The 20,485-nt window shown below is 70.5% G+C and carries 16 protein-coding genes; 13 read left to right on the forward strand and 3 right to left on the reverse strand.

The features are described 5' to 3' along the window. Positions 1-9 precede the first annotated feature (9 nt). Entirely contained in the window at positions 10-1,020 is a 1,011-nt protein-coding gene (locus HCC61_RS17140) for a LysR family transcriptional regulator (RefSeq protein WP_169136318.1), read from the reverse strand. A gap of 299 nt (positions 1,021-1,319) precedes the next feature. On the opposite strand from HCC61_RS17140, the gene HCC61_RS17145 reads away from it, so the two are divergent. The 3 genes from HCC61_RS17145 to HCC61_RS17155 all read left to right on the forward strand — a co-directional run bounded on the left by HCC61_RS17145 (position 1,320) and on the right by HCC61_RS17155 (position 5,339). Beyond that, positions 1,320-2,570 carry a M24 family metallopeptidase gene (locus HCC61_RS17145; protein WP_169136319.1) on the forward strand — a complete coding sequence of 417 codons (1,251 nt, stop codon included), beginning with the start codon at positions 1,320-1,322 and terminating at the stop codon, positions 2,568-2,570. Between the two features lie 101 nt (positions 2,571-2,671). Further along, a complete protein-coding gene (locus HCC61_RS17150) occupies positions 2,672-3,976 on the forward strand; it encodes an MFS transporter (RefSeq protein ID WP_169136320.1) in 1,305 nt (434 codons plus the stop codon). A 79-nt stretch (positions 3,977-4,055) separates the two neighbouring features. Continuing rightward, positions 4,056-5,339: an FAD-dependent oxidoreductase gene (locus HCC61_RS17155; protein WP_346777243.1), complete on the forward strand. Its 1,284-nt coding sequence runs from the start codon at positions 4,056-4,058 to the stop codon at positions 5,337-5,339. A 40-nt stretch (positions 5,340-5,379) separates the two neighbouring features. Here HCC61_RS17155 and HCC61_RS17160 read toward each other — a convergent pair whose 3' ends face one another. Then, the gene (locus HCC61_RS17160; RefSeq protein ID WP_169136321.1) at positions 5,380-6,168 is read right to left on the reverse strand and encodes an IclR family transcriptional regulator; all 789 of its coding nucleotides are present in this window, start codon (positions 6,166-6,168) and stop codon (positions 5,380-5,382) included. Between the two features lie 94 nt (positions 6,169-6,262). Between HCC61_RS17160 and HCC61_RS17165 the strand changes: the two genes are divergently transcribed. The 7 genes from HCC61_RS17165 to HCC61_RS17195 all read left to right on the forward strand — a co-directional run bounded on the left by HCC61_RS17165 (position 6,263) and on the right by HCC61_RS17195 (position 14,245). Further along, a complete protein-coding gene (locus HCC61_RS17165) occupies positions 6,263-7,465 on the forward strand; it encodes a mandelate racemase/muconate lactonizing enzyme family protein (RefSeq protein ID WP_169136322.1) in 1,203 nt (400 codons plus the stop codon). Then, on the forward strand, positions 7,462-8,688 hold the full coding sequence (locus HCC61_RS17170) for a Zn-dependent alcohol dehydrogenase (RefSeq protein WP_240969046.1): 1,227 nt from the start codon (positions 7,462-7,464) through the stop codon (positions 8,686-8,688). The genes HCC61_RS17165 and HCC61_RS17170 overlap by 4 nt, the downstream gene beginning before the upstream one ends. A 13-nt stretch (positions 8,689-8,701) precedes the next feature. Continuing rightward, positions 8,702-10,135, forward strand: a complete 1,434-nt coding sequence (locus tag HCC61_RS17175; protein WP_206322593.1) for an aminobutyraldehyde dehydrogenase — start codon at positions 8,702-8,704, stop codon at positions 10,133-10,135. Between the two features lie 94 nt (positions 10,136-10,229). Beyond that, positions 10,230-11,366, forward strand: coding sequence for an extracellular solute-binding protein (locus tag HCC61_RS17180; protein WP_169136324.1), 1,137 nt, complete (start codon positions 10,230-10,232; stop codon positions 11,364-11,366). A 10-nt stretch (positions 11,367-11,376) separates the two neighbouring features. Then, on the forward strand, positions 11,377-12,309 hold the full coding sequence (locus HCC61_RS17185; RefSeq protein WP_169136325.1) for an ABC transporter permease subunit: 933 nt from the start codon (positions 11,377-11,379) through the stop codon (positions 12,307-12,309). Next, positions 12,297-13,118, forward strand: a complete 822-nt coding sequence (locus HCC61_RS17190) for an ABC transporter permease subunit (RefSeq protein WP_169136326.1) — start codon at positions 12,297-12,299, stop codon at positions 13,116-13,118. The genes HCC61_RS17185 and HCC61_RS17190 overlap by 13 nt, the downstream gene beginning before the upstream one ends. Beyond that, a complete protein-coding gene (locus HCC61_RS17195) occupies positions 13,115-14,245 on the forward strand; it encodes an ABC transporter ATP-binding protein (RefSeq protein WP_169136327.1) in 1,131 nt (376 codons plus the stop codon). Before HCC61_RS17190 ends, HCC61_RS17195 begins: the two co-directional genes overlap by 4 nt. A gap of 202 nt (positions 14,246-14,447) precedes the next feature. Here HCC61_RS17195 and HCC61_RS17200 read toward each other — a convergent pair whose 3' ends face one another. Further along, a complete protein-coding gene (locus tag HCC61_RS17200) occupies positions 14,448-17,051 on the reverse strand; it encodes a polysaccharide lyase family 8 super-sandwich domain-containing protein (RefSeq protein WP_169136328.1) in 2,604 nt (867 codons plus the stop codon). 399 nt (positions 17,052-17,450) lie between these two features. Between HCC61_RS17200 and HCC61_RS17205 the strand changes: the two genes are divergently transcribed. The 3 genes from HCC61_RS17205 to HCC61_RS17215 all read left to right on the forward strand — a co-directional run bounded on the left by HCC61_RS17205 (position 17,451) and on the right by HCC61_RS17215 (position 20,389). Beyond that, positions 17,451-18,668 carry an NAD(P)/FAD-dependent oxidoreductase gene (locus HCC61_RS17205; protein ID WP_169136329.1) on the forward strand — a complete coding sequence of 406 codons (1,218 nt, stop codon included), beginning with the start codon at positions 17,451-17,453 and terminating at the stop codon, positions 18,666-18,668. 253 nt (positions 18,669-18,921) lie between these two features. Next, positions 18,922-19,917 carry a hypothetical protein gene (locus tag HCC61_RS17210; protein ID WP_169136330.1) on the forward strand — a complete coding sequence of 332 codons (996 nt, stop codon included), beginning with the start codon at positions 18,922-18,924 and terminating at the stop codon, positions 19,915-19,917. After that, positions 19,901-20,389, forward strand: a complete 489-nt coding sequence (locus HCC61_RS17215) for a hypothetical protein (protein ID WP_169136331.1) — start codon at positions 19,901-19,903, stop codon at positions 20,387-20,389. The genes HCC61_RS17210 and HCC61_RS17215 overlap by 17 nt, the downstream gene beginning before the upstream one ends. The last annotated feature ends 96 nt before the right edge of the window (positions 20,390-20,485 follow it).

The raw sequence follows: 20,485 nt of genomic DNA on the forward strand, positions 1-20,485 counted from the left end.
GCGAGCGTGTCACACGTCGTAACTCCCGCGGGGCGTCGCGGTCTTGAACAGCCGGAGCGAGGCCGCCGTGTCCAGGGCCGCGCGGAGGAAGGCCTGTTCAGAGGGGCGGTCCCTGGTCGAGGTTCTGCGGATGACGGTGATCCGGCGCTCGACGGGGTGCCGGAAAGGGAAGAGGTCCACTCCTGCGGGCCGCGGAGTCAGCGCGAGTTCGGCGGCCATGGTGACGCCGAGGCCGGCCGCCACCATCGCGACCGCCGTCGCCTGGTCGTCTATCTGGTGCGCGATGTGCGGGGTGAAACCGGCGGCCCGGCACACCGAGAGCAGCACGCGTCCGAACTCGGTGTCGGCGTCCGACGCGATCCAGGAGCACCCGGCCAGGTCGGCGAGCTCCACCGGGTCGCCCAGCGCGGCACCCGTGTCCTCCCCGCGGTCCGGGTCCGCGCGTGGGCCCGTGGGAGCCTCCGGTGTGGACAGGGCTCCGTGCGGTGTGACGAAGTGGTGGTGTTCCACGCCGACGACGGTGGACTCCAGGGCGCCGTCCCGCGTGCCGGAACCGGGCGCGGCCGGGTAGTCCAGGACGAACGCCAGGTCGAGGTCGCCGTCGCGAACGGCCGACTCGGTCTCCTCCGGCACGACCTCACGGGTCTTGACCCGTACGCCGGGGTGGCGCTCGGCCAGCGTCGCCAGGACGGGCGGCACCAGCGTCCCCGCCAGGGTCGCCAGCACACCCACGGTGAGGTCGGCGGTGAGGGTCTCCCGCGCCTGCTCCAGCGCTATCCGTGCGCGTTCCTCGGCGGCCAGGACCTCTCCGGCGTGCTGTGCCAGCACCCGCCCGATCTCGGTCAGCCGCACGCGGCGCCCGACGTGCTCCAGCAGCGCCACGCCCACCTCGCGCTCCAGCGCGGCCAGTTGCTGTGAGACGGCCGAGGGCGTGTAGTGCAGCGCCTCGGCCGCCTCGGTCATGGTGCCGCAGCGGGAGAGCTCCCGGAGCATCCGCAGCCGGTGCAGGGACAGTTCCATTAACCGGATCTAAAGGGATGGCTGAAGGACTTGTCGATGGACGTGAAGAAAGTCCGCGGACCACACTGCCCGCAGAGCGATCAGCAAGGGCTCCTGGCCGCCTCCGTCCGGGGATGCGCGAACTCCCCGTCGTGAACGGGCGGTTCCCGCTCCTTCGACCGGGTCACGGCATCACCGCACGGCGACGGCGACGCGTCACGTCACGTCACGTCACGGCAGGGCAGCGCACGGCACGGCACGGCACGGGCAGCGTCACGCAGCGAGGACCGGGGAAGTCCCTCCGTCAGGAAGGCAGTTGCATGGGCGGCGTAGAGCACGGTGTACACAGCCCCGACGTCACCGGGCTCGGCGGCGCCCCGCCGCCGAGCTGGCTGACCGAACGCAGCGCGGAGGCGATACGGGCCGCCGAGGGGCCCGCCTTCGAAGCGGCCGAGTACGAGGCGCGGTTGAGCGGGCTGCGCGCCCGCATGTCACGGCTGCCGCTCGACGCGATGCTGGTGTTCCGGCCCTCCAGCGTGGAGTACCTGTGCGGCTTCCACACCGCCGAGACCGCTCCGCAGCCCCTGCTGGTCACGCAGTCGGACACCCACCTCTACATCCCGGATCTGGAGGTCGGCAGGGCGCTGGCCAGCTCGCTCGCCGGGAACATCCACTACTGCGGCTACGCGGACGCGCTCCGCGGCCTCGAACTCTTCCTCCAGCACGCGGCGTCGGTGCTGCCCGCACGCGCCCGGGTGGGCGTCGAGACCGGACATCCCTCCACACCGCCCCGGGCGCTGGACATCCTCGGCGGGCACGGACTGGTGGCGGTGGAGCCCGGCTACCTCGTCGAGCGTGCCCGCCTGGTGCTCTCCGCCGCCGAGTTGCGCCGGGTCGAGGAGGCGGCCGTGGTGACGCAGCGGGGCGTGGACGCGGGAGTGGCCGCGGCCCGGGTCCCCGGCGCCACCGACTCCTCGGTGGCGGCCGCGATCGCCGCGGCGCTGTACACCGAGGCCGACTCGCCCTCCGCCTGGGGCCCCGTCGTCGCCACCGGGCAGCGGGGCGGCATACCCCACTCCAGCTGGGTGGGACGGCAGTTGGGGAGCGGACCGACCTTCATGGAGTTCGCCGGCACGCGCTCGCGCTACCACGCCCCGGTGATGCGCACCGTGGTACGGGACGGGCCGCTGGGCGCCGCCGGCCGGCGGCTGGCCGAACTCGCACGTACCGCGGTGGCGGCCGTGCTGGAGACCGCCGCTGAGGGCGTCACCGCTGCGCACGTCGCCACCGAGGCGGCGAAGGCGCTGGGGCGGCTCCCCGGCGACGTGATGTTCCACCAGCTCTTCGGATATCCCGTCGGCCTGGCCCACAAGCCCCACTGGATGGACGGCGCGCCCTTCTACATCACCCCCGACAACCACGAACCCCTGGTGAGCGGAATGGTGTTCCACATCCCCGGCTCCTTCCGCTCCTTCGGCGACTCCGGAGTGGGGCTGAGCCAGACCTTCGTCGTGGAGCGGCACGGCACCCGCACGCTCACCCACGGCGCCGCCGACACCATCGAGATCTGAACGATCCGAACGATCCGAACCCCGCACGGCGCACGACCTGAACCGTCCCGGCACGCGGGCCACGGCTCCCGGAACTCCCTCCCGGAGAGGAAGCGATCAGGATGAGCGAACTACTGGAATCAGGCGGGCAGCCGACGGCCGACCGCGCGGTGCAGCGGCGCGCGGTGACGGCCGCGATGATCGGAAACGCCACCGAGTGGTACGACTACGCGACGTACGGCTATCTCGCCGTGGTGCTGGGGAAGGTGTTCTTCCCGCAGTCGGAGCCGGGCCTCTCGCTCCTCGCCTCCTTCGCGACCTTCGCGCTGGCCTTCGCGATCCGCCCGGTGGGCGCCTTCGTGCTGGGACCGCTGAACGACAGGATCGGCCGCAAGAGGACGATCGCTCTGACCATCCTCACCATGGCGGGAGCCACGTTCGCCATCGGCCTGCTGCCCGGCTACGGGACGGCCGGCGTGTTCGCGCCCCTCGCCCTGGTGCTGGCCCGGCTCGTACAGGGCTTCGCGGTCGGCGGCGAATACGGCGGCGCCTCGACCTTCGTCGTGGAGTACGCCCCCGACAAGCGCCGCGGCTTCTGGGCGAGCTGGCTGGAGTGCGGGGCCCTCGGCGGCTTCCTGCTGGCCTCCGCCCTGACCACCGCCCTCACCTACGGGCTGTCCGAGGCGGCGATGGAGTCCTGGGGCTGGCGGATCCCGTTCCTGGCCGCCCTGCCGCTCGGCACCATCGGGCTCTATCTGCGGATACGCCTGACGGACACCCCGAGTTTCCGTGCGCTGGAGGAAGAGGAGGCCAGGCCCAGCGCCCCCGTACGGGAAGCGCTCACCGGCCATCGGCTGCGGTTGCTCATCTGCGGCGGCCTCGTCATCTGCTCCAGCATCGGCACCTACGTGCTGCTCACCTATCTGCCCAGCTATCTCTCCGAGGAGCTGGGGATGACCTCGGCCACCTCGCAGGTGCTGGTGTTCGTCGCCGGCGCGCTGCTCACCGCGGGCATCCCCTTCGCGGGAATCCTCTCCGACCGCGTCGGACGCAAGCGCATGCTGGCGGGGGCTGCCATCGCCTACGTCGTACTGGCCTTCCCCGCCTTCCAGTTGATCCAGCGGGCCGACAGCGTCAGCGCCCTCGCCGGAATCGTGATCCTCACCCTCTGCCACATCCCGATCCTTGGGACGACCACCGCCACCCTGCCCGCGCTGTTCCCCGCCCGGGTGCGCGGGACCGGGGTGGCCATCGGCTACAACATCTCGTTCGCGGTCTTCGGCGGCACGGCACCGCTGTTGATGACCTTCGTGGTCGGCAGGACGGGAAACCTGGACATGCCCGCCTTCTACCTCGTGCTCGTGGCGCTGATCACGCTGGTTCCGGTGCTGGCGATGCCGGAGACCGCACGCAAACCCCTCGACTGACAGCCCCTCGACTGACGGCCCTCGAAGTGGCCGTCCGCCGCCGCGAATCCGTACCGCTCCCATCCGAGAGGAGTCCGAGGTGATCACCATCGGGCGAGGCACCGCCCCCGGACACGTCGCCGTCGTCGGTGCCGGAATGGCCGGAATTTCCACCGCATGGTTCCTCCAGCAACAGGGCGTGCGGGTCACGGTGCTGGACCGTACGGGAGTCGCCGCCGGGTCGTCCTGGGGGAACGCGGGCATGCTGAACCCCGCCTTCACCGTGCCGCTGCCGGAACCCTCGGTGCTGCGCTACGGCCTCAGGTCGCTCCTCGACCGCTCCTCCCCGGTCTCCATACCGCCCGCGGTGGACAGGCAACTGTGGGCGTTCCTCCTGACGTTCGCGCGGAACTGCACCGCCGCTCGGTGGCGGCGCGCGATGGAGGTGTTCAACGAGCTCAACCGCGCCAGCCTCACGGCGTACGAACAGCTCGCCGAGGCCGGTGTGGAAGCGCCCGTGAAGAGCGCCGACCCGCTCGTCATCGCATGCCGCGACCGGCACGAACAGCAGCACGTACTGGAGGAGTTCGCGCACGTCCGTGAGAGCGGCGGCGACGAAGCCTCCTTCGAGACCGTCTCCGGCGCGGAGCTGCGCGCCCTCGAACCCGTGCTCAGTGCCGAAGTGCGCACCGGCGTCCGCGTGTACGGGCAGCGGTTCATCAACCCGCCCGAGTTCATGCGCATCCTCGCGGAAGCGGTGCGCGGCGGCGGAGGAGAGATCGTCGGGGACCACCCCGTTGACAGGGTCGTCGATCTCGGTCCCGACGGCGTCGAGTTGGTGCCCTCACCCTCCGCGCCGGCGAAGGGCGTGGTGCGTGCCGACGCGGTCGTACTCGCCGGCGGCGCCTGGCTGAACCGCCTGGCGCGGCCGTTCGGCGTACGGATGCGCGTCCAGGCGGGCCGTGGCTACAGCTTCACCGTGCGGCCCCGGGACATGCCCGTGCGCCCGATCTACCTGCCGGGCCCGCGCGTCGCCTGCACTCCCCTGGGAGACCGGTTCCGCATCACGGGAAGCATGGAGTTCCGCGCCCCGGACGCCCCGCTGGACCCGCGGCGCGTACGGACCATCGTCGAATCCGCACGTCCGATGTTCAGCGGCATCGACTTCAGCGACCGTCACGAGGAATGGGTGGGCTCCCGCCCCTGCACCCCGGACGGCCTGCCGCTGGTCGGACGCAGCCGCTCGCCCCGCGTGCACATCGCCGGAGGGCACGGAATGTGGGGCATGGTGCTCGGACCTCTCACCGGCAGAATGCTCGCCGACGCCGTCACCGGCAACGGCGAACCGCATCCGCTGCTGCGCCGCCTCGACCCGCTGCGCTGAACGCCCCCGGCCCCCGGGGGCCTCTCCGGGCAGGCTCCGATCAGCCCGGAAGCGCGCTCGCGGCGCTGCTCGACGCACCGGCCCGCAGCCTGCCCTCGATCTCGGCCGCAGCGGAACGCAGCGGCTCCGCCAGGGAGTTCAGCGACTCCAGCGGCCAGCGGTAGGCGGGCAGCGTCAGGTTCACATACGCCAGGTCCCTGCCCGCCCGGTCGCGTATCGCCGCACTGATGCCGCACCACTCCTCGCGGTGCTCCATGTGGTTCACGGCGATGCCCGTGCGCCGGCACTCGGCGAGCTGGTCGCGCAGGGTCTCCGGGTCGGTGATCGTGTGCGGGGTGGCGCGCGTCAGGGGGCGCTCCGGGTCCAGGTATCCGGCCAGCTCGTCCTCGGGGAGCGAGGCGAGGTAGAGCTTGCCCACCGACCCGCAGTGCAGGGGCACTTCGAGTCCGGCGAGGTCGACGTGGAGGGCGCTCGACGGCCGCGCGTGATCGAGTACGACGAGCGTGCCGCGGCTGGCGATCTCCAGAAACGCGCTGCCGTCGGTCTCGGCGGCGAGCCGCTCCAGCGTCGGGCGGCTGCGGCGCACCAGGGACGAGGCGTCCGTGGCCATCGACAGTCGCACGGTGCCGTAGGCGACGTGATAGCGCCCGGTGTGCGGGTCCCGCTCGACGAGATCGAAGTGTTCGAGGGTGCTCAACAGCCGCCAGGCGGTTGCCCGGTTGACGCTGGCCCGCTGCGCGATCTCCGGAGCGGTGGGCGGCTCCTTGCTCGCCGCGATCTCCTCGAGCAGCAGCAACGCCCGCTCGACGGACTGCACGCGGTCGCTCACCAGCGCCTCCCCAGGGCTTCCCCAATTCTCAGTGCGCTGCTATGTTGCAACGCCTGTTGCACGATAGCAGCACCGCTGGAGAGGGGAGGACGGTATGCGAATAGCGGGAATCCGGAGCAGAGTCGTCCAACTCCCCCTCGACAGGCCCTTCCAGCCGGCCTGGGGGCGCGGCCGGGTGCAGCGCTCACTCGTCCTCGTCCTGCTCGAAGTGGGCACGGACGACGGCCTGGTCGGCCACGGCGCGGCTCACGGCGGCCTCGAAGCAGCCGTCGCGCTCGACCGCTTCGTCACACCGCACCTGCTCGGGCAGGACCCGGCACAGGTCGACAGGCTGGCGGCCGTCATCAGGGACGCCGAGATCCTGGGACCGCCGCCGTACTGTATGGAGATCCCGCTGTGGGACATCCTCGGCAAGGCGGCGGGGATGCCCGTCCACAGGCTGTGGGGCGGGGCCGGCGACCGGGTACGGGCCTACTGCTCCACCGGCGAACTGCGCCCGGCGCGGCAGCGCGCCGAGGACGTCGCGGCGCTCGCCGACGCGGGCTTCACCGCGGTCAAGCTGCGCTTCCACCACGACGATCCGCGCGAGGACCTCGCCGTGGCCGAGGCCGTACGCGAGAAGGCCGGCGACCGGATCGAGCTCATGGCCGACGCGAACCAGGCCGGCGCCGACCCCGGCACGGGCGGGCACCGGGTGTGGGACTTCCGTACGGCTCTGGGCGTCGCCCGCGAGCTCGAACGGCTCGGTTTCCACTGGCTGGAGGAGCCGCTGCCGCGGCACGACCTCGACGGGCTGTCGAGGCTGCGCGACAGGCTGGAGACGATCAAGCTGGCCGGCGGCGAGGACAACCACGGGCTGCACGAGTTCCGCCTGCTGCTGGAGCGCGGCTGCTTCGACGTCCTGCAACCCGACGCCGTGAAGTCCGAGACCGCGTCGGCGATACGCAAGCTCGCCGCGTTCGCCGAACTGGGCGGCGTCGACGTCGTGCCGCACACCTGGGGCAACGGCCTGGGCATGCTCGTACACCTGCACCTGGCGGCCTCGCTGACCAACTGCGGCTATCTCGAGTTCCCGCACGACCCGCCGAGCGGGCTCACCGCCTCCGCACGCGACCGGATGCTCACCGAGCCGGTGACGGTCGACGAGGAGGGCTTCGTCCAGGTACCGCAGCGGCCCGGCTTCGGATTCGTCCTCGACGAGGAGCGGATCGCGCACCACACCGTCCACGTCATCGAACAGGGCGACTGCGGCTTCGCCAGGGAAGACCGCGGCGTCTCCAAAGGAAGTGCCACTTGAAGATCAACGCGGCCGTGCTGACCGGCCCCGGCGAGGGCTTCGAGATCGACGAGCTGGAACTGGCCCCTCCGCAGCGGGGAGAGGTGCTGGTCGAGATCGCCGCCAGCGGACTGTGCGCCAGCGACCTCAACGTCGTCGACGCCAAACGCTCGCTCGTGCCCTTCCCCGCGGTGATCGGGCACGAGGCGTCCGGGACCGTCGTGGAGACCGGACCCGGCGTGACCAGGCTGAAGGTCGGCGACCCGGTGGTGATGTCCATCGTCCCCTCCTGCGGCGGCTGCGCGTCCTGCCGGCGCGGACGGCCCAACTACTGCGTGGTCGCCGGGGATTGCATGAGCACGGGCAGTCTGCTCGACGGCACGAGCCGGCTGTCCCGTAACGGCGAGCGGATCAACCACTTCCTCACGGTCTCCTCCTTCGCCGAGTACGCCGTCGTGCCCGAGTCCGGCGCCGTCGCGGTGCACCCCGACATGCCACTGGACCGGGCCGCCCTCATCAGCTGCGCGGTGCTCACCGGCTTCGGAGCGGTCCACAACACCGCGCGCGTACGGCCCGGTTCGCGGGTGGCGGTCTTCGGATGCGGCGGCGTCGGCCTCAACGTCGTGCAGGGCGCCCGCATCGCCGGGGCGTCGCGGATCGTCGCCGTCGACGTGAGCGCCGACAAGCTCCAACTCGCCGGACGGCTCGGCGCGACCGATCTCGTGGACGCCCGCGAGCAGGACCCGGTGGCCGCCGTCCGCGACCTCGCCGACGGCGTCGACTTCGCCTTCGAGGCGCTCGGCCGCGAAGAGACCGTGCAGCAGGCCTGGAACTCGCTGGACGCACACGGCGAAGCCGTCGTCGTCGGCCTGATGAGGAACGGCGCGACCCTCACCCTCGACGCCGGGCGCCTCGTCAACGAACAGGCCATCAGGGGCTGCTACTTCGGCTCGTCGCACCTGATGCGGGACGTGCCCGCGCTGGTCGACCGCTATCTCGCGGGCGAGCTTCTCCTCGACGACCTCATCAGCCACCGCGTCGGACTCGACGGGCTCGACGCGGCGTTCGACCGGCTGCGTGCGGGCGAGGGAGCCCGCAGCGTTCTCGTCTTCGACGGCTCCGAGGGTTCCGACGGGTCCGAGGGGGCCGAGGGTTCCGAGGGTTCCGACGGGTCCGAGGGGGCCGACGTCGGGACCGCGGCGGCCCCGACGACCGACGACGCACGATCCGCCCGAACCGACTGAGGCAGGTGCCGTGTTGATCGAGCACGACAGGAACTACATCGACGGCGAGTGGGCGGGCGCCTCCGACGGCGGCACCCTGGACGTCGTCGATCCCGCGACGGGACAGCCGATCGCCGCGGTGCCGGCCTGCACACGGGCCGACGTCGACCGCGCGGTGTCCGCCGCCCGCCGGGCCGCCGGCGACTGGTCGCAGACGACCCCCGGCGAGCGGGCGGAGATGCTGCTCGCCCTCGCCGACGCGGTCCTGCGCGACGTGGACGGTTTCGCCCGCCTGGAGTCGCTGAACGCGGGCAAGCCCATCGGCACCACGGCAGGCGAAGTACGCAGCGCCGCCGACCGGCTCCGGTTCTTCGCCGGCGCGGCCCGCTGCCTGGAGGGCAGGGCGGCGGGCGAGTACGTCACCGGCTACACCTCGATGACCCGCCGCGAACCCGTCGGGGTCGCCGCGCTCATCACCCCGTGGAACTACCCGCTGCTGATGGCGGTCACCAAGCTGGGCCCCGCGCTGGCCGCCGGGAACACGGCCGTGCTCAAGCCGTCCGAGCAGACGCCGCTGACCACGCTGCGGCTCGCCGCGCTCGCTGCGGACATCTTCCCGCCCGGAGTGCTCAACGTCCTCACGGGCGACGGCACTTCGACGGGTGCGCCCCTCGTCGAACACCCCGGCGTCGACATCGTCTCCCTGACGGGCGACTCCGCCACGGGCAAGGAGGTCGCGCAGGCCGCCGCCCGCACCCTCAAGCGCGTCCATCTCGAACTGGGCGGCAAGGCACCGGCGCTGGTGCTCGACGACGCCGACCCCGTCCAGGTCGCCTCGGCCCTGCGGTCGAGCGCCTTCTGGAACGCGGGCCAGGATTGCAGCGCCGCGTCGCGGGTGCTCGTCAGCGCCGGCAGCTACGACCGGGTGCTGGACGAACTCGTCCCCGCCGTCTCCTCCCTGCGGGTCGGCGACCCGCAGGACCCCGGCACCGAGATGGGCCCCGTGGCCCACCGCGAACACCGCGACCGCGTCATGGGGTTCGTCGACCGTGCCAGGTCCGGGAAGGGCACGTTCCTGACGGGCGGTACGCCGGTGGACTCCCCGGGTTTCTTCGTGGCCCCCACCGTCCTGTCCGACGTGGACCAGCACAGCGAGATCGTCCAGCGGGAGGTCTTCGGGCCGGTGATCACGGTGCAGCGCGTCGAGGACGACGAAGCCGCGTACGCGCTGGCCAACGACGTGGTCTACGGGCTCGGCGCGTCCGTCTTCACCCGCGACGTGGGCAGGGCGATGCAGGCGGCCCGCAAGCTGCGCTTCGGAACCGTGTGGATCAACGACCACGGACCGGTCACCCCCGAGATGCCGTGGGGCGGCTTCAAGGAGTCCGGATACGGCAAGGAGCGCTCGATCTACTCACTCGAAGAGTTCACCGAGATCAAGCACGTCATGGTCAAGCTGCCTGGCTAGGCGGCGTACCCCGTCGCGCACACCGCGCACCCCGTGCACCGTGCACCCCGTGCACCGCGCACCCCGTCAAATACCCACGCAGTGGAGGGATTCCATGCGTACATCACGTTCACTGACCGCCGCCGCGGCGGTCGGCCTCTCCCTGGTGTCCGTCGCCGCCTGCGGCTCGCCGGCACCGCCGCCCAAGGAGTCCGGCGGCGCCGCCGCGAAGGCCGCCTCGCACGAGTCCGCCGCCGACTTCGGCGGGATGGACAAGCTCGTCGCAGCCGCCAAGAAGGAGGGCGCCCTCAACGTCATAGCCCTGCCGCCGGACTGGGCGAACTACGGCAAGCTCATCAAGGCCTTCGAGAAGAAGTACGGCATCGAGGTCAAGTCCTCCCAGCCGGACGCCAACAGCCAGGACGAGATCAACGCAGCCAAGCAGCTCAAGGGGCAGGAGCGCGCCCCCGACGTCTTCGACCTCGGCAGCAACGTCGCGGTCGCCAACACCGGGCTGTTCGCCTCGTACAAGGTCAAGGCATGGAAGGACGTCCCCGACGACGTCAAGCAGGCCGACGGCAAGTGGATCAGCGACTACACCGGCTACATGTCCATCGGCTACGACGCCAGGAAGGTACCGGCGCCCAAGTCGCTGAAGGACCTGCTCAAGCCCGCCTACAAGGGCAAGGTCGCGCTCAACGGCGACCCCACTCAGGCCTCGGCGGGCTATCACGGCGTCGTCATGGCCGCCCTGGAGAACGGCGGCTCGGCCGACGACATCGCGCCCGGCGTGAAGTTCTTCAAGAAGCTCAAGGACTCCGGCAACCTGCTTCCCGTCGACCCGACCCCGGCCACCATCGCCTCGGGCCAGACCCCGGTCGTCATCGACTGGGACTACCTGAACGTGGCGCAGACCGAGGAGCTGAAGGGCAAGGCCGACTGGAAGGCCGTCATCCCGAAGAACGCGGTCGTGGGCGCGTACTACCGGCAGGCGGTCAGCAAGGACGCGCCGCACCCCGCGGCAGCCCGCCTCTGGCAGGAGTTCCTCTACTCGCCCGAGGGCCACAACATCTGGCTCCGCGGCTTCGCACGGCCCGTGCTCGCGGACGTGATGCGCAAGAACGGCACCATCGACGAGAAGGCCTACGCGAAGCTGCCCTCCGCGTCGGGCAAGCCCGCCCTCCTCACCGAGAAGCAGCTGAAGAAGGGCCAGGACTACCTCCAGGCGCACTGGCAGAAGGACGTCGGCTGAGGAGAGACCCATGACGACCAGGACACCGGTCCGCCTTCCGGCTCCGCGGCAGCGCGCCGGTCCGCTCGCCCGCGGCGCCGTCACACGGCGGCCGAGGAAGCTGGTCCCGTATCTGGGAGCACTGCCGTTCCTCTGCTACGTCGCCGTCTTCCTGCTGTGGCCCACCTACATCGTCGTCGTCGGCGCCTTCCAGGACGCCGGCGGGCGGCCCTCCCTGGAGAACGTCACGAAGATCGTGGCGGACGGCGAGTACGTCTCCGCCTTCGCCCGCTCCATCGAACTGTCCGCCGCCACCGCCCTGGCCGGAGCCCTCCTCGGCGGGCTGCTGGCCTGGGCGGTCGCGGAGGGCAGACCGGAGGGCCTGCTGCGCCGCGCGGTGGTGGCGGGCTCGGGCGTGCTCGCGCAGTTCGGCGGCGTCATGCTGGCCTTCGCCTTCCTCGCCACCATGGGCTTCAACGGGGCGCTGACGCTCTTCTTCCAGAAGCAGCTGGGCGTCGACGTCCTGGGCGGCGGCGCCTGGCTCTACGGCTTCGCCGGACTCGTCGTCGTCTACACCTACTTCCAGATCCCGCTGATGCTCATCGTGTTCCTGCCGGCCCTCGACAGTCTCAAGCCGGAGTGGCGGGAGGCGTCGGACAGCCTGGGCGGCTCCACCTGGTCGTACTGGCGGCACGTCGGCGGCCCCGTCCTCGCACCCGCCTTCACGGGAGCGGCGCTGCTGCTCTTCGCGAACGCCTTCTCCTCGTTCTCGACGGCCGCCGCCCTGGTGAGTCAGGGCAACCCCATCGTGCCGCTCCAGATCCGCACCTATCTGACCAGCGAAGTCGCCCTGGGCCAGGCCAACTTGGGCAAGGCGCTGGCACTCGGGATGGTGGTCGTCGTGGCCGTCGTCATGTCCCTCTACGCCCTGTTGCAGCGGAGGACCACGAAATGGCTGCGGTGACCACTCCGGGCGAGCGGCGCGGACACTCGCTGGTGCGCTGGACCGTGCTGGTGGCGGTGGGCCTCTACCTGCTGCTGCCGCTGCTGGCGATGCTCGAATTCTCCACGCGGGGACCGGACTCCGGGCGGACACTCGACGCCTGGAAGGCGATGGGCACCGACTCCGAGCTGCTCGGGGCCATCACCGTCTCCCTCGAACTCGCCCTGCTCAGCGTGGCGGGCGTGCTCGTCCTGCTCGTACCCACGATGACCTGGGTGCATCTGAGGGTGCCGCGGCTGCGGCGCCTCATCGAAGCGGTGTGCCTGCTGCCGCTGACGATCCCCGCGATCGTGCTCGTCGTGGGCCTCGCCCCGATCTACGCCTGGATCAACTACCTGTTCGGGAACTCGGCGCTGACCCTGACGTTCGTCTACATCGTCCTCGTCCTGCCCTACGCGCACCGCGCGATCGACGCGGGACTGGCCTCGGTCGACATCGTCACGCTCGCCGAGGCCGCGCGCAGCCTGGGCTCCTCGTGGACGCGCGTGCTGCTGCGCATCGTCGTGCCCAACATCCGGGGAGCCATCACCTCCGCGTCGGTCATCTGCGTCGCCCTGGTGCTGGGCGAGTTCACCATCTCCTCGCTGCTCAACTTCGACACGCTCCAGGTGGTCATCAACCTGCTGGGCAAGCGCGACGCCGCCGTCTCGGTCGCGGTCTCGTTCGCCGCGCTCGTATTCGCCTTCGTCCTGCTGCTCGTACTCGCGGGCGCCTCCCGGCGGCACCGCGAGAGCGCACCCCAAGACGCCGTGAAGGGATCGGTCCCGTGACCTCACAGACCAGCAACGCCCGGAAAGCAGACGGCCGGAGGGCCGACGAGAGCTCCGGCGAGGAGTCCGGCGAGAAGTCCGGCCGCTCCGGGGCGCAGGTCCGGCTGGTCGACCTGCGCCGCTCCTACGGACCCGTGCGCGCACTGGACGGGCTCTCGCTCGATGTCGGCCCCGGCGAATTCGTCGCCCTGCTCGGCCCCTCGGGCTGCGGCAAGACGACGGCCCTGCGGGCGCTCGCCGGACTCGACACCCTCGACTCCGGGCAGATCCTCGTCGGCGACCGGGACATCACCCATGTCGGCGCCAACCGCCGCGACATGGGCATGGTGTTCCAGGCGTACAGCCTCTTCCCCAACATGACCGCCCGCGACAACGTCGCCTACGGGCTACAGCTCCGCCGCGTCGGCTCACAGGAGCGACGGCGGCGCGCGGGCGACCTGCTGGACCTCGTCGGCCTCTCCAGCCACGCCGCCCACTACCCGCACCAGCTCTCCGGCGGCCAGCAGCAGCGCGTCGCCCTGGCCCGCGCGCTGGCCGTCGAACCGCAGGTGCTGCTCCTCGACGAACCGCTCTCCGCGCTCGACGCCAAGGTGCGCAGCCAGCTGCGCGACGAGATCCGCCGCATCCAGATCGACGTCGGCACGACGACGCTGTTCGTGACGCACGACCAGCAGGAGGCGCTCGGTGTGGCCGACAGGGTCGGAGTCATACGCTCCGGCCGCCTCGAACAGGTCGGCCCGCCCGCCGAGTTGTACGACCGGCCGCGCACGCCCTTCGTCGCCGAGTTCGTCGGCCTCACCAACCGGCTTCACGGAACGGCACAGTCCGGTACGGCCGAGGTGCTCGGAGTCGGAGTCCCACTGCTGGAGGGATCCACCGGCTCCGGTGCCGTGACGGTGTTCGTACGGCCCGAATCGGTGCAGGTGACACCCGACGGGAAGGGGAACGGGAGGGTGCTCACGGCGAGCTTCCTCGGCTCGCAGTCCACCGTCAGGGTCCGGCTCGATGACGACACCACGGTGCTCGCCCAGGTCTCCAGCGCCGAGCTCGCCCACCTGCCGCCCGGCACGCAGGTACGGGTCACCGTGGCCGCCGCACCGGCTCTCGCGACGCGGGCGGTGCGGTGAGTCTCCGTTCCCTTTCGGCTCACCGGGCTTCCGGGATCGACCGCCCCCCGGGATCGACCGCGGCCCTGGTCCGGCGACCGCGCCACGCCCCCGCGGACGCGCCACGGTCCGGCGACCGCGCCACGGTCCGGCGGAGCGTCGAGCGGTGCGGCTGCTCGGCTGCTCGCCCTTCAACTGCCGCCCCGCCCGCGGGAGTCGGCTCCTACCGCAGCCGGGCCACGAAGCTCCGCCCGTACGCGTGCCGGGTGGTGACCTCGATACGGGTGGCGCCCGGAAGCCGGGTGACGTGCACACCGTCGTCCGCGGAGACCGGGCGGAGGGAGCGGCCGTGCAGGGTGACGGTCACCTTGTCGCGTTCGGTGGTCGGATCCGCGACGGCGACGGCGGTGATGCCGTCGCCGCCGCGGCGTACGAGCACCGACGCGGGACCGTCGACGGCGAGCGGCCCGGCGAAGTGGGCGCCCGGCGCGAAGGTGTTGGCGGCGAGCAGCCCCAGGCCGTGGTGAACGATCGCCTGGAGGTCCGTGGTGTTGGCGAGGACGGCGGGCGCGCCGTGCGCGTAGCGGCCCAACTGCCGTTCGGTGGCGCCCGGGACCAGGGCGCAGGCCTGCGCGGTCGCGGGCGTGCCGGGCGGCTGCTCGAAGGCGACGCCGAAGACCTGCTTGGTGATCCGGGTGTCGGGGTTGGAGGCGTTGACGTCCCGGCGGCTGCGGGTGACGGTGTCGAGCGTGACGGTGGGCCGGGGCCCGCGAGGCGCCCCCGGAGCGTCGAGGAAGACGTAGCCGACGGCTGTCCTCTCGTCGGCGTTGGCGTAGCGCAGCCAGGCGAGGGGCGCCGTACCGGGGAGCGGCGCCGTACCGGGGCGGCGCAGGCGCGTGCCGTCGCGCAGGCGTCCCGTGACGGTGACGGCGTCGGTCTCGGCGGCGATGCGGCTGTCCACCGTCGTGGTCACCGCCCGGCCCGCCGGGTCGTACACGCCTGCCGCCAGCACCACGATCTCCTCGTCCAGCAGGAACCACGACTTGGTCGCGCGGGCGTTGCGGTAGGCCACGAAGTCGTCCGGAAGCCGCCCGGCCTGCTTGGCCGCCCAGGCGGCGTCGTCGGACTGGATCAGCGAGACCGTCCCGTACGCGTCGAGCGTGGCGCCGCCGGAGTGGGAGCCGGTGCCGCACGGGAAATAGACGTAGGTGTTCTGCTTCTCGGACGATGCGGTGAATCCGGCGCCGGGGTTGTCGTACCAGTCCTCGCCGTATAGCTCGGGGATCGTCTTGCGGGTCTCCACCGGGGCCGTGACGCCGGCCAGCCGGTACGGGGAGACGGCCGTGAAGTAGTCGACGCCGAAGGCATGCGTCTGGTCCTGCCCCGACAGATACAGGTAGTGGGTGCCGTCGCCCTGGAACCACGGCCTGAGGTTCTCGCCGCTCATGTACTCGTACTTGCTGACCCGCCGTGAGCTGCGGGCCAGGGCGAACGCCCAGCCGGGCCGGTGGTGGACGGTGCGGTCCATGGCGTTGAACGCCGCCGTGTACGAGGCGTCCTTGAGGTCGCGGGCGGGTATGGAGCCGTCGGCGAGGATGTCGGCGTAGCGGGCTACGGTCACGGGGGAGACGAACCCGGTCGGGTCCGGTGGCGCCTTCGAGGCCTCGTGGACGAACTTCACATACCCCTTCAGAGCCGGGGCGTCGTCGCCTGAGGAGTGCGCGGCGAGGTCGGTGACGGCCTCCAGCACGGTGGTCGCGTCGGCGTATCCGCTCTTCTCACGTGACGCCCCGCGGCCCTTGACCGCCTCCATCATCCAGCCCTCGAAGATCACCGGCGCGAAGCCGTCCACCACCCAGCCCCGCGCCACCCCGGCCAGGTCGCCCTGTGACAGATAGGCCGTGCCGTCCAGGATCTTCAGGGTCTGTACGACGCGGCTGAGCAACCCCGTGCCGTAGGTGCCGGTGTAGGCGACGGAGGCGTGCTGGATGAAGGAGCCGTCGGCGTAGAAGCCGTCCGTGACACCGTGCCGCAGGTCGTACGGGTCGATCGTGGCGAGCACGGTGAGCTGGTCGGCGACGGCCTTGCTGACCCGGGCGTCGTCGCCGAGGGCGGCGCCCTGCATGATCCGGTCGGTGGTGATGTCGGCGAGGTTGGCGCCGGTGTGGAAGCGGGAGTCGAGGTCGACGTCGCCGTTCTTGCCGTTGCGCAGATAGCCGTCCATCGCGGCGACGTAGGTGGCGGCCAAGTCCGGTCGGTACTCGGCGAGTTGGTCCCTCAGCAGCACCAGGATCCTGCTCACCTGCTGGGAGATGCCGATCTCCCAGTTGAACCAGTTGCCGTAGTAGCCCTTCGACTGGTCGCCGTAATAGTGGTCGTAGAGCCAGACCAGACCGTCGATGACGCGCCGCTGGACGGCCTCGTCGCCGTGCAGCGGGTTGTCGTCCGCGGGCGTGCGGGTGGCGAGCGCGATCTCGTAGAGGTACTGGAAGGACTTCATCAAGTTCGCGTCGCTGGCTCCGAGTTCGCCGAGGCCCTGGAACAGCTCGCCGTCGCCGGCCGAGTCCATCGCGTCCAGCCGGTCCCGTGCCGTACCGGTGATGGCGGCCACCTTGGCGGCCACCTCGGGGCGTGCGTCGACCTCGGCGGTGCCCGCCAGGACGGCGACGGTGTTCTCGACGAGCCGGGCGAGGTCTCCCGCCGGATCTGCGGTGGGCTGGCCGTGCGGGGACGGGGCGGCTGCCGCCCGTGCGCGCAGCGGCTCGGCGAGGACGAGCAGCGCGCTCGCCGGAACCATGGACAGCAGGGCGCGGCGCGACAGCTCCATGGAAGGCTCCAACTTTGCGACGTATGCCGGAAAGGCACGCCGTATCCAAGCAACGGGCCCCCGTGGTGTCAACGCGTCAGCACCACCGGCAGGACACCGCACAGCGGGATGACCGGTTCCGAACTCGCGGTATCGGCAGGGCACTTGGGGCCGTCCGGAGGCCCCGCGCCCCCACGGCTCCGTCCCTCTCCGCGGGCCCGACCCTTGCCATTGCTATCGAATATCGATAGATTCCCATCGTAGTTCGATTGAGGGGGAGGTGTGTGGGGCCTGGTGCGCCGGGAGTCCGGCGACCACCCGGCGGAAGGCCGGTCCGTACCGGCGCCACACATGAAGTGCCCCGACGACCCGGGCACTTGGACCTTCGGAACGCTACGGCGACGCAGTGGGGAGCAGACGATGAGGACACCCGACGCCTCCGGCCGTCCCGGTGCCACGGCGAGTACCGACGTACTGGTGGTCGGAGCAGGGCTGGCCGGGCTCCACACCGCCACGCTCCTCGCCCGGCGAGGACACGACGTACTCCTGGTGGAACGGCGGACCAGCCTCGGCCACGCGATCCGCACCACGGGAATCTTCGTGCGGAAGACGCTCGACGACTTCCCGCTGCCCCAGGAGCACCTCGGGCCGCCGATCCGGCGAGTGATGCTCTACCCCCCTGGCATGCGCCGCCCGGTCGGCCTGGTCAGCGCCCGGGACGAGTACCGCGTGGGTGACATGGCGCCGCTCTATACGGCAGCGGCAGAGCTCGCGGCCGACGCCGGAGTGCGGATGGCCATGGGCACGAGCTACGCGGGCCGGCAGGGCGGCACCTTCCGGCTGACCGGCCGCGAGGGCACGACCGCGGTCCGGGCGCGCTTCGTCGTCGGTGCCGACGGAGCCCGTTCGAGAGTCGCCCGCGACCTCGCGCTCGACCGCAACCGGCACGTGCTGGTCGGCGCCGAAGAGGTCTTCGAACTGCCGGGTACGGACGAGCCGCCGACGTTCCACTGCGTTCTCGACCCCTCCCTCGCCCCCGGCTACCTGGCCTGGGTGGTCAACGACGGGCAGCACGCCCATGTAGGCGTCGCGGGCTACGCGGACCGCTTCCCGGCGGGGCTTCGCGGAGCGTTGCAGCGGTTCAGCGCCTCCGCGCCCGGGCTGGCCGGCGTGGAACGCCCCGAGGCGGTGGAGCGGCGCGGAGGCCCGATTCCCGTCGGTGGAATGCTGCGTCGCGTCGGCTGCGCCGACGGACTTCTCGTCGGAGACGCGGCGGGCGCCGTCTCGCCGCTCACCGCCGGGGGCCTCGATCCGTGCCTCCGGCTGTCGGAGCACGCGGCCGCGGTCCTCGACGAGGCGCTGCGGGCCCGAAACCCGGGAGACGTCCTGACCGGCTACGACGGAGCCGCCCTGCGCGCCCGCTTCCGGGGACGGCTCATGCTCCGCAGAGGCCTGGCCCACGTGCGTACCCCGGCCATGGCGACGGCTGCATTCACGCTGCTCCGCACACCACTCGGCCAAGCCGCGGCCCGCCGCGTCCTCTTCGGCGACAAATCCTTCCCCACCCCTGAGCACGGTCGCCCATACGCGGGGCCTGAGCCCGCTGCGCGTATCCGCACCGGGTATGGCAAGCCCTGAGCAGGATGCATCGCGGAACGTAGTGCGATGTCGGGCGGATGGCGCAGCTGACGCCCGGACCGCTTTCAGAGGCTGCATCGCTCAGAGCCGCAGCCGTGCTCGGATCGCAGAATCTTGCGCATTGCCATTGGCCGGCCTCAGGGGTACCTCGGCGTGTACCGGCCCGAATACGTTGGTAGTTGACGTCTTGGGTCCGCGAAGTCGTCCTCTGAGTCGCTTGTGAGACCATCGCCGACTCACAAGGAGGGGTGACATGGCAAAGCACGCTTTCGCAGGCTATGCGATCAAAGTTCGCAGGCTTCGCGAAAAGGAAGAACTGCCGCTCGATGACTTCGACGGTGCGCGGGCGGATCTACTGAAAGAGTTCTACGGATTCTTCCTTCAACTCAAAGAGCGCCCGCACGACGTCAAGTCCCAGGAAGCGTCGATCGAGGCTCATGCGATCGACGGGAAGGACAGGCGGCTCTGTGTGAAGCTCGCCCTCGGGTCGTACGGCAAGCAATCGCGCATCCGGAACAGGGAGACAGGAGAGGTTCTCTTCCAGAAGGAAGAAGAGCACGTGGATCTCAGCGACCTACGCAACTATCTGATCCTGCCCGAGGCTGCCGACACAGGATTTCTCTTCACGGAACGCCTCCACGGGCAAGGACTAAGGAGTGTCCTTGAGAGTTCCTTCCGGAAGGCGTTCGACGCGAAGTACCCGGGCTACACGATCGAGTTCAACAACGTGATGTCCGAGGCAGCTTACAAAACGTACCTGGAGCAGGGCGAAATCAAGGCGATCCGTCTGGTGCGGACTTCGATCCCGGACGACCTCGCTGCGGTCTTCGAGGTCGAAGAGGAAGAAATGGGCACACTGGAGACGATCTTGAGGCCACGGCGCAACAAGTCTTTCCGGAAGAACAAGATTCAGGACGTCCTAAGCGGAGACAGGGATGTGTCGAGCGTCCTGCAGTGGCGCGACGTGCAGTACAGCGAAGTCAAGGTGCAAGTCAAGGTCGGCGGCACGATGCGAACGGTGTCGGTGTCGTCTGGTACAACACCTGCCATGCTGTACGACCTGGACGAAGAGCTCAACAAGGACGGTGTGGAACTCACGGACGACTGGGCCTATGGGAAGGCCGCGCAGTACGCCGAGGATCTCGCACTGAGCATGGGTATAAGCGCTGATGTCATGCGCCGGAATTTCGACTGGCCGAGCGACTGGGATCACTATCGACTGGAGGTCCCGGGTGAGTCCGCTGATTGACGTCGTCCCGATCGTCAAAGACCATTTCTCCAACCTGCGTAGCCAGCGTACGGGTAAATACATGTGGGACGCCGTGGCACTTTTCTACGGGGCGCCTCTCACATTAGGAATTCTGGGGATTCTGCTGGAGTGGAGGGTGGACGGAGTGGGGAACATCCTCGCCGCCTTCGCTCTGCTCGCCGGGTTGTTGTTCAATCTCCTGGTGCTTCTCTTCGATGTCGCCCTCAAAGCGAAGTCGAGTTCGACGGAGCTGAAGCTGGAGCTCGCCAAGCAGATCCAGTCGACGGTGACGTACGCGCTTCTGATCTCGCTTGTCACGGTTGTAGTCTTGGGAGTGGAGGCAGGGATGGGGGTCGAACGCATCGACCGCTGGGTGAGCGGAGTCGTGATCGCTCTGCTCGCACACTTCGTTCTGACGCTCATGATGATCCTGCGTAGGATCAGAGCCGCGTTCCTGAACAACTTCCGTTGATTCGGAGCTGATTGTCCGGATGCGAGCGGAGGCGCTTGCGGAGGCCCGTAACATGACGGTCGCCGTGCGGCTCTCCACCGCCCATCCCGTATGCAC

The organism is Streptomyces sp. HNM0575, assembly GCF_012726265.1.
Taxonomy (GTDB): Bacteria; Actinomycetota; Actinomycetes; order Streptomycetales; family Streptomycetaceae; genus Streptomyces.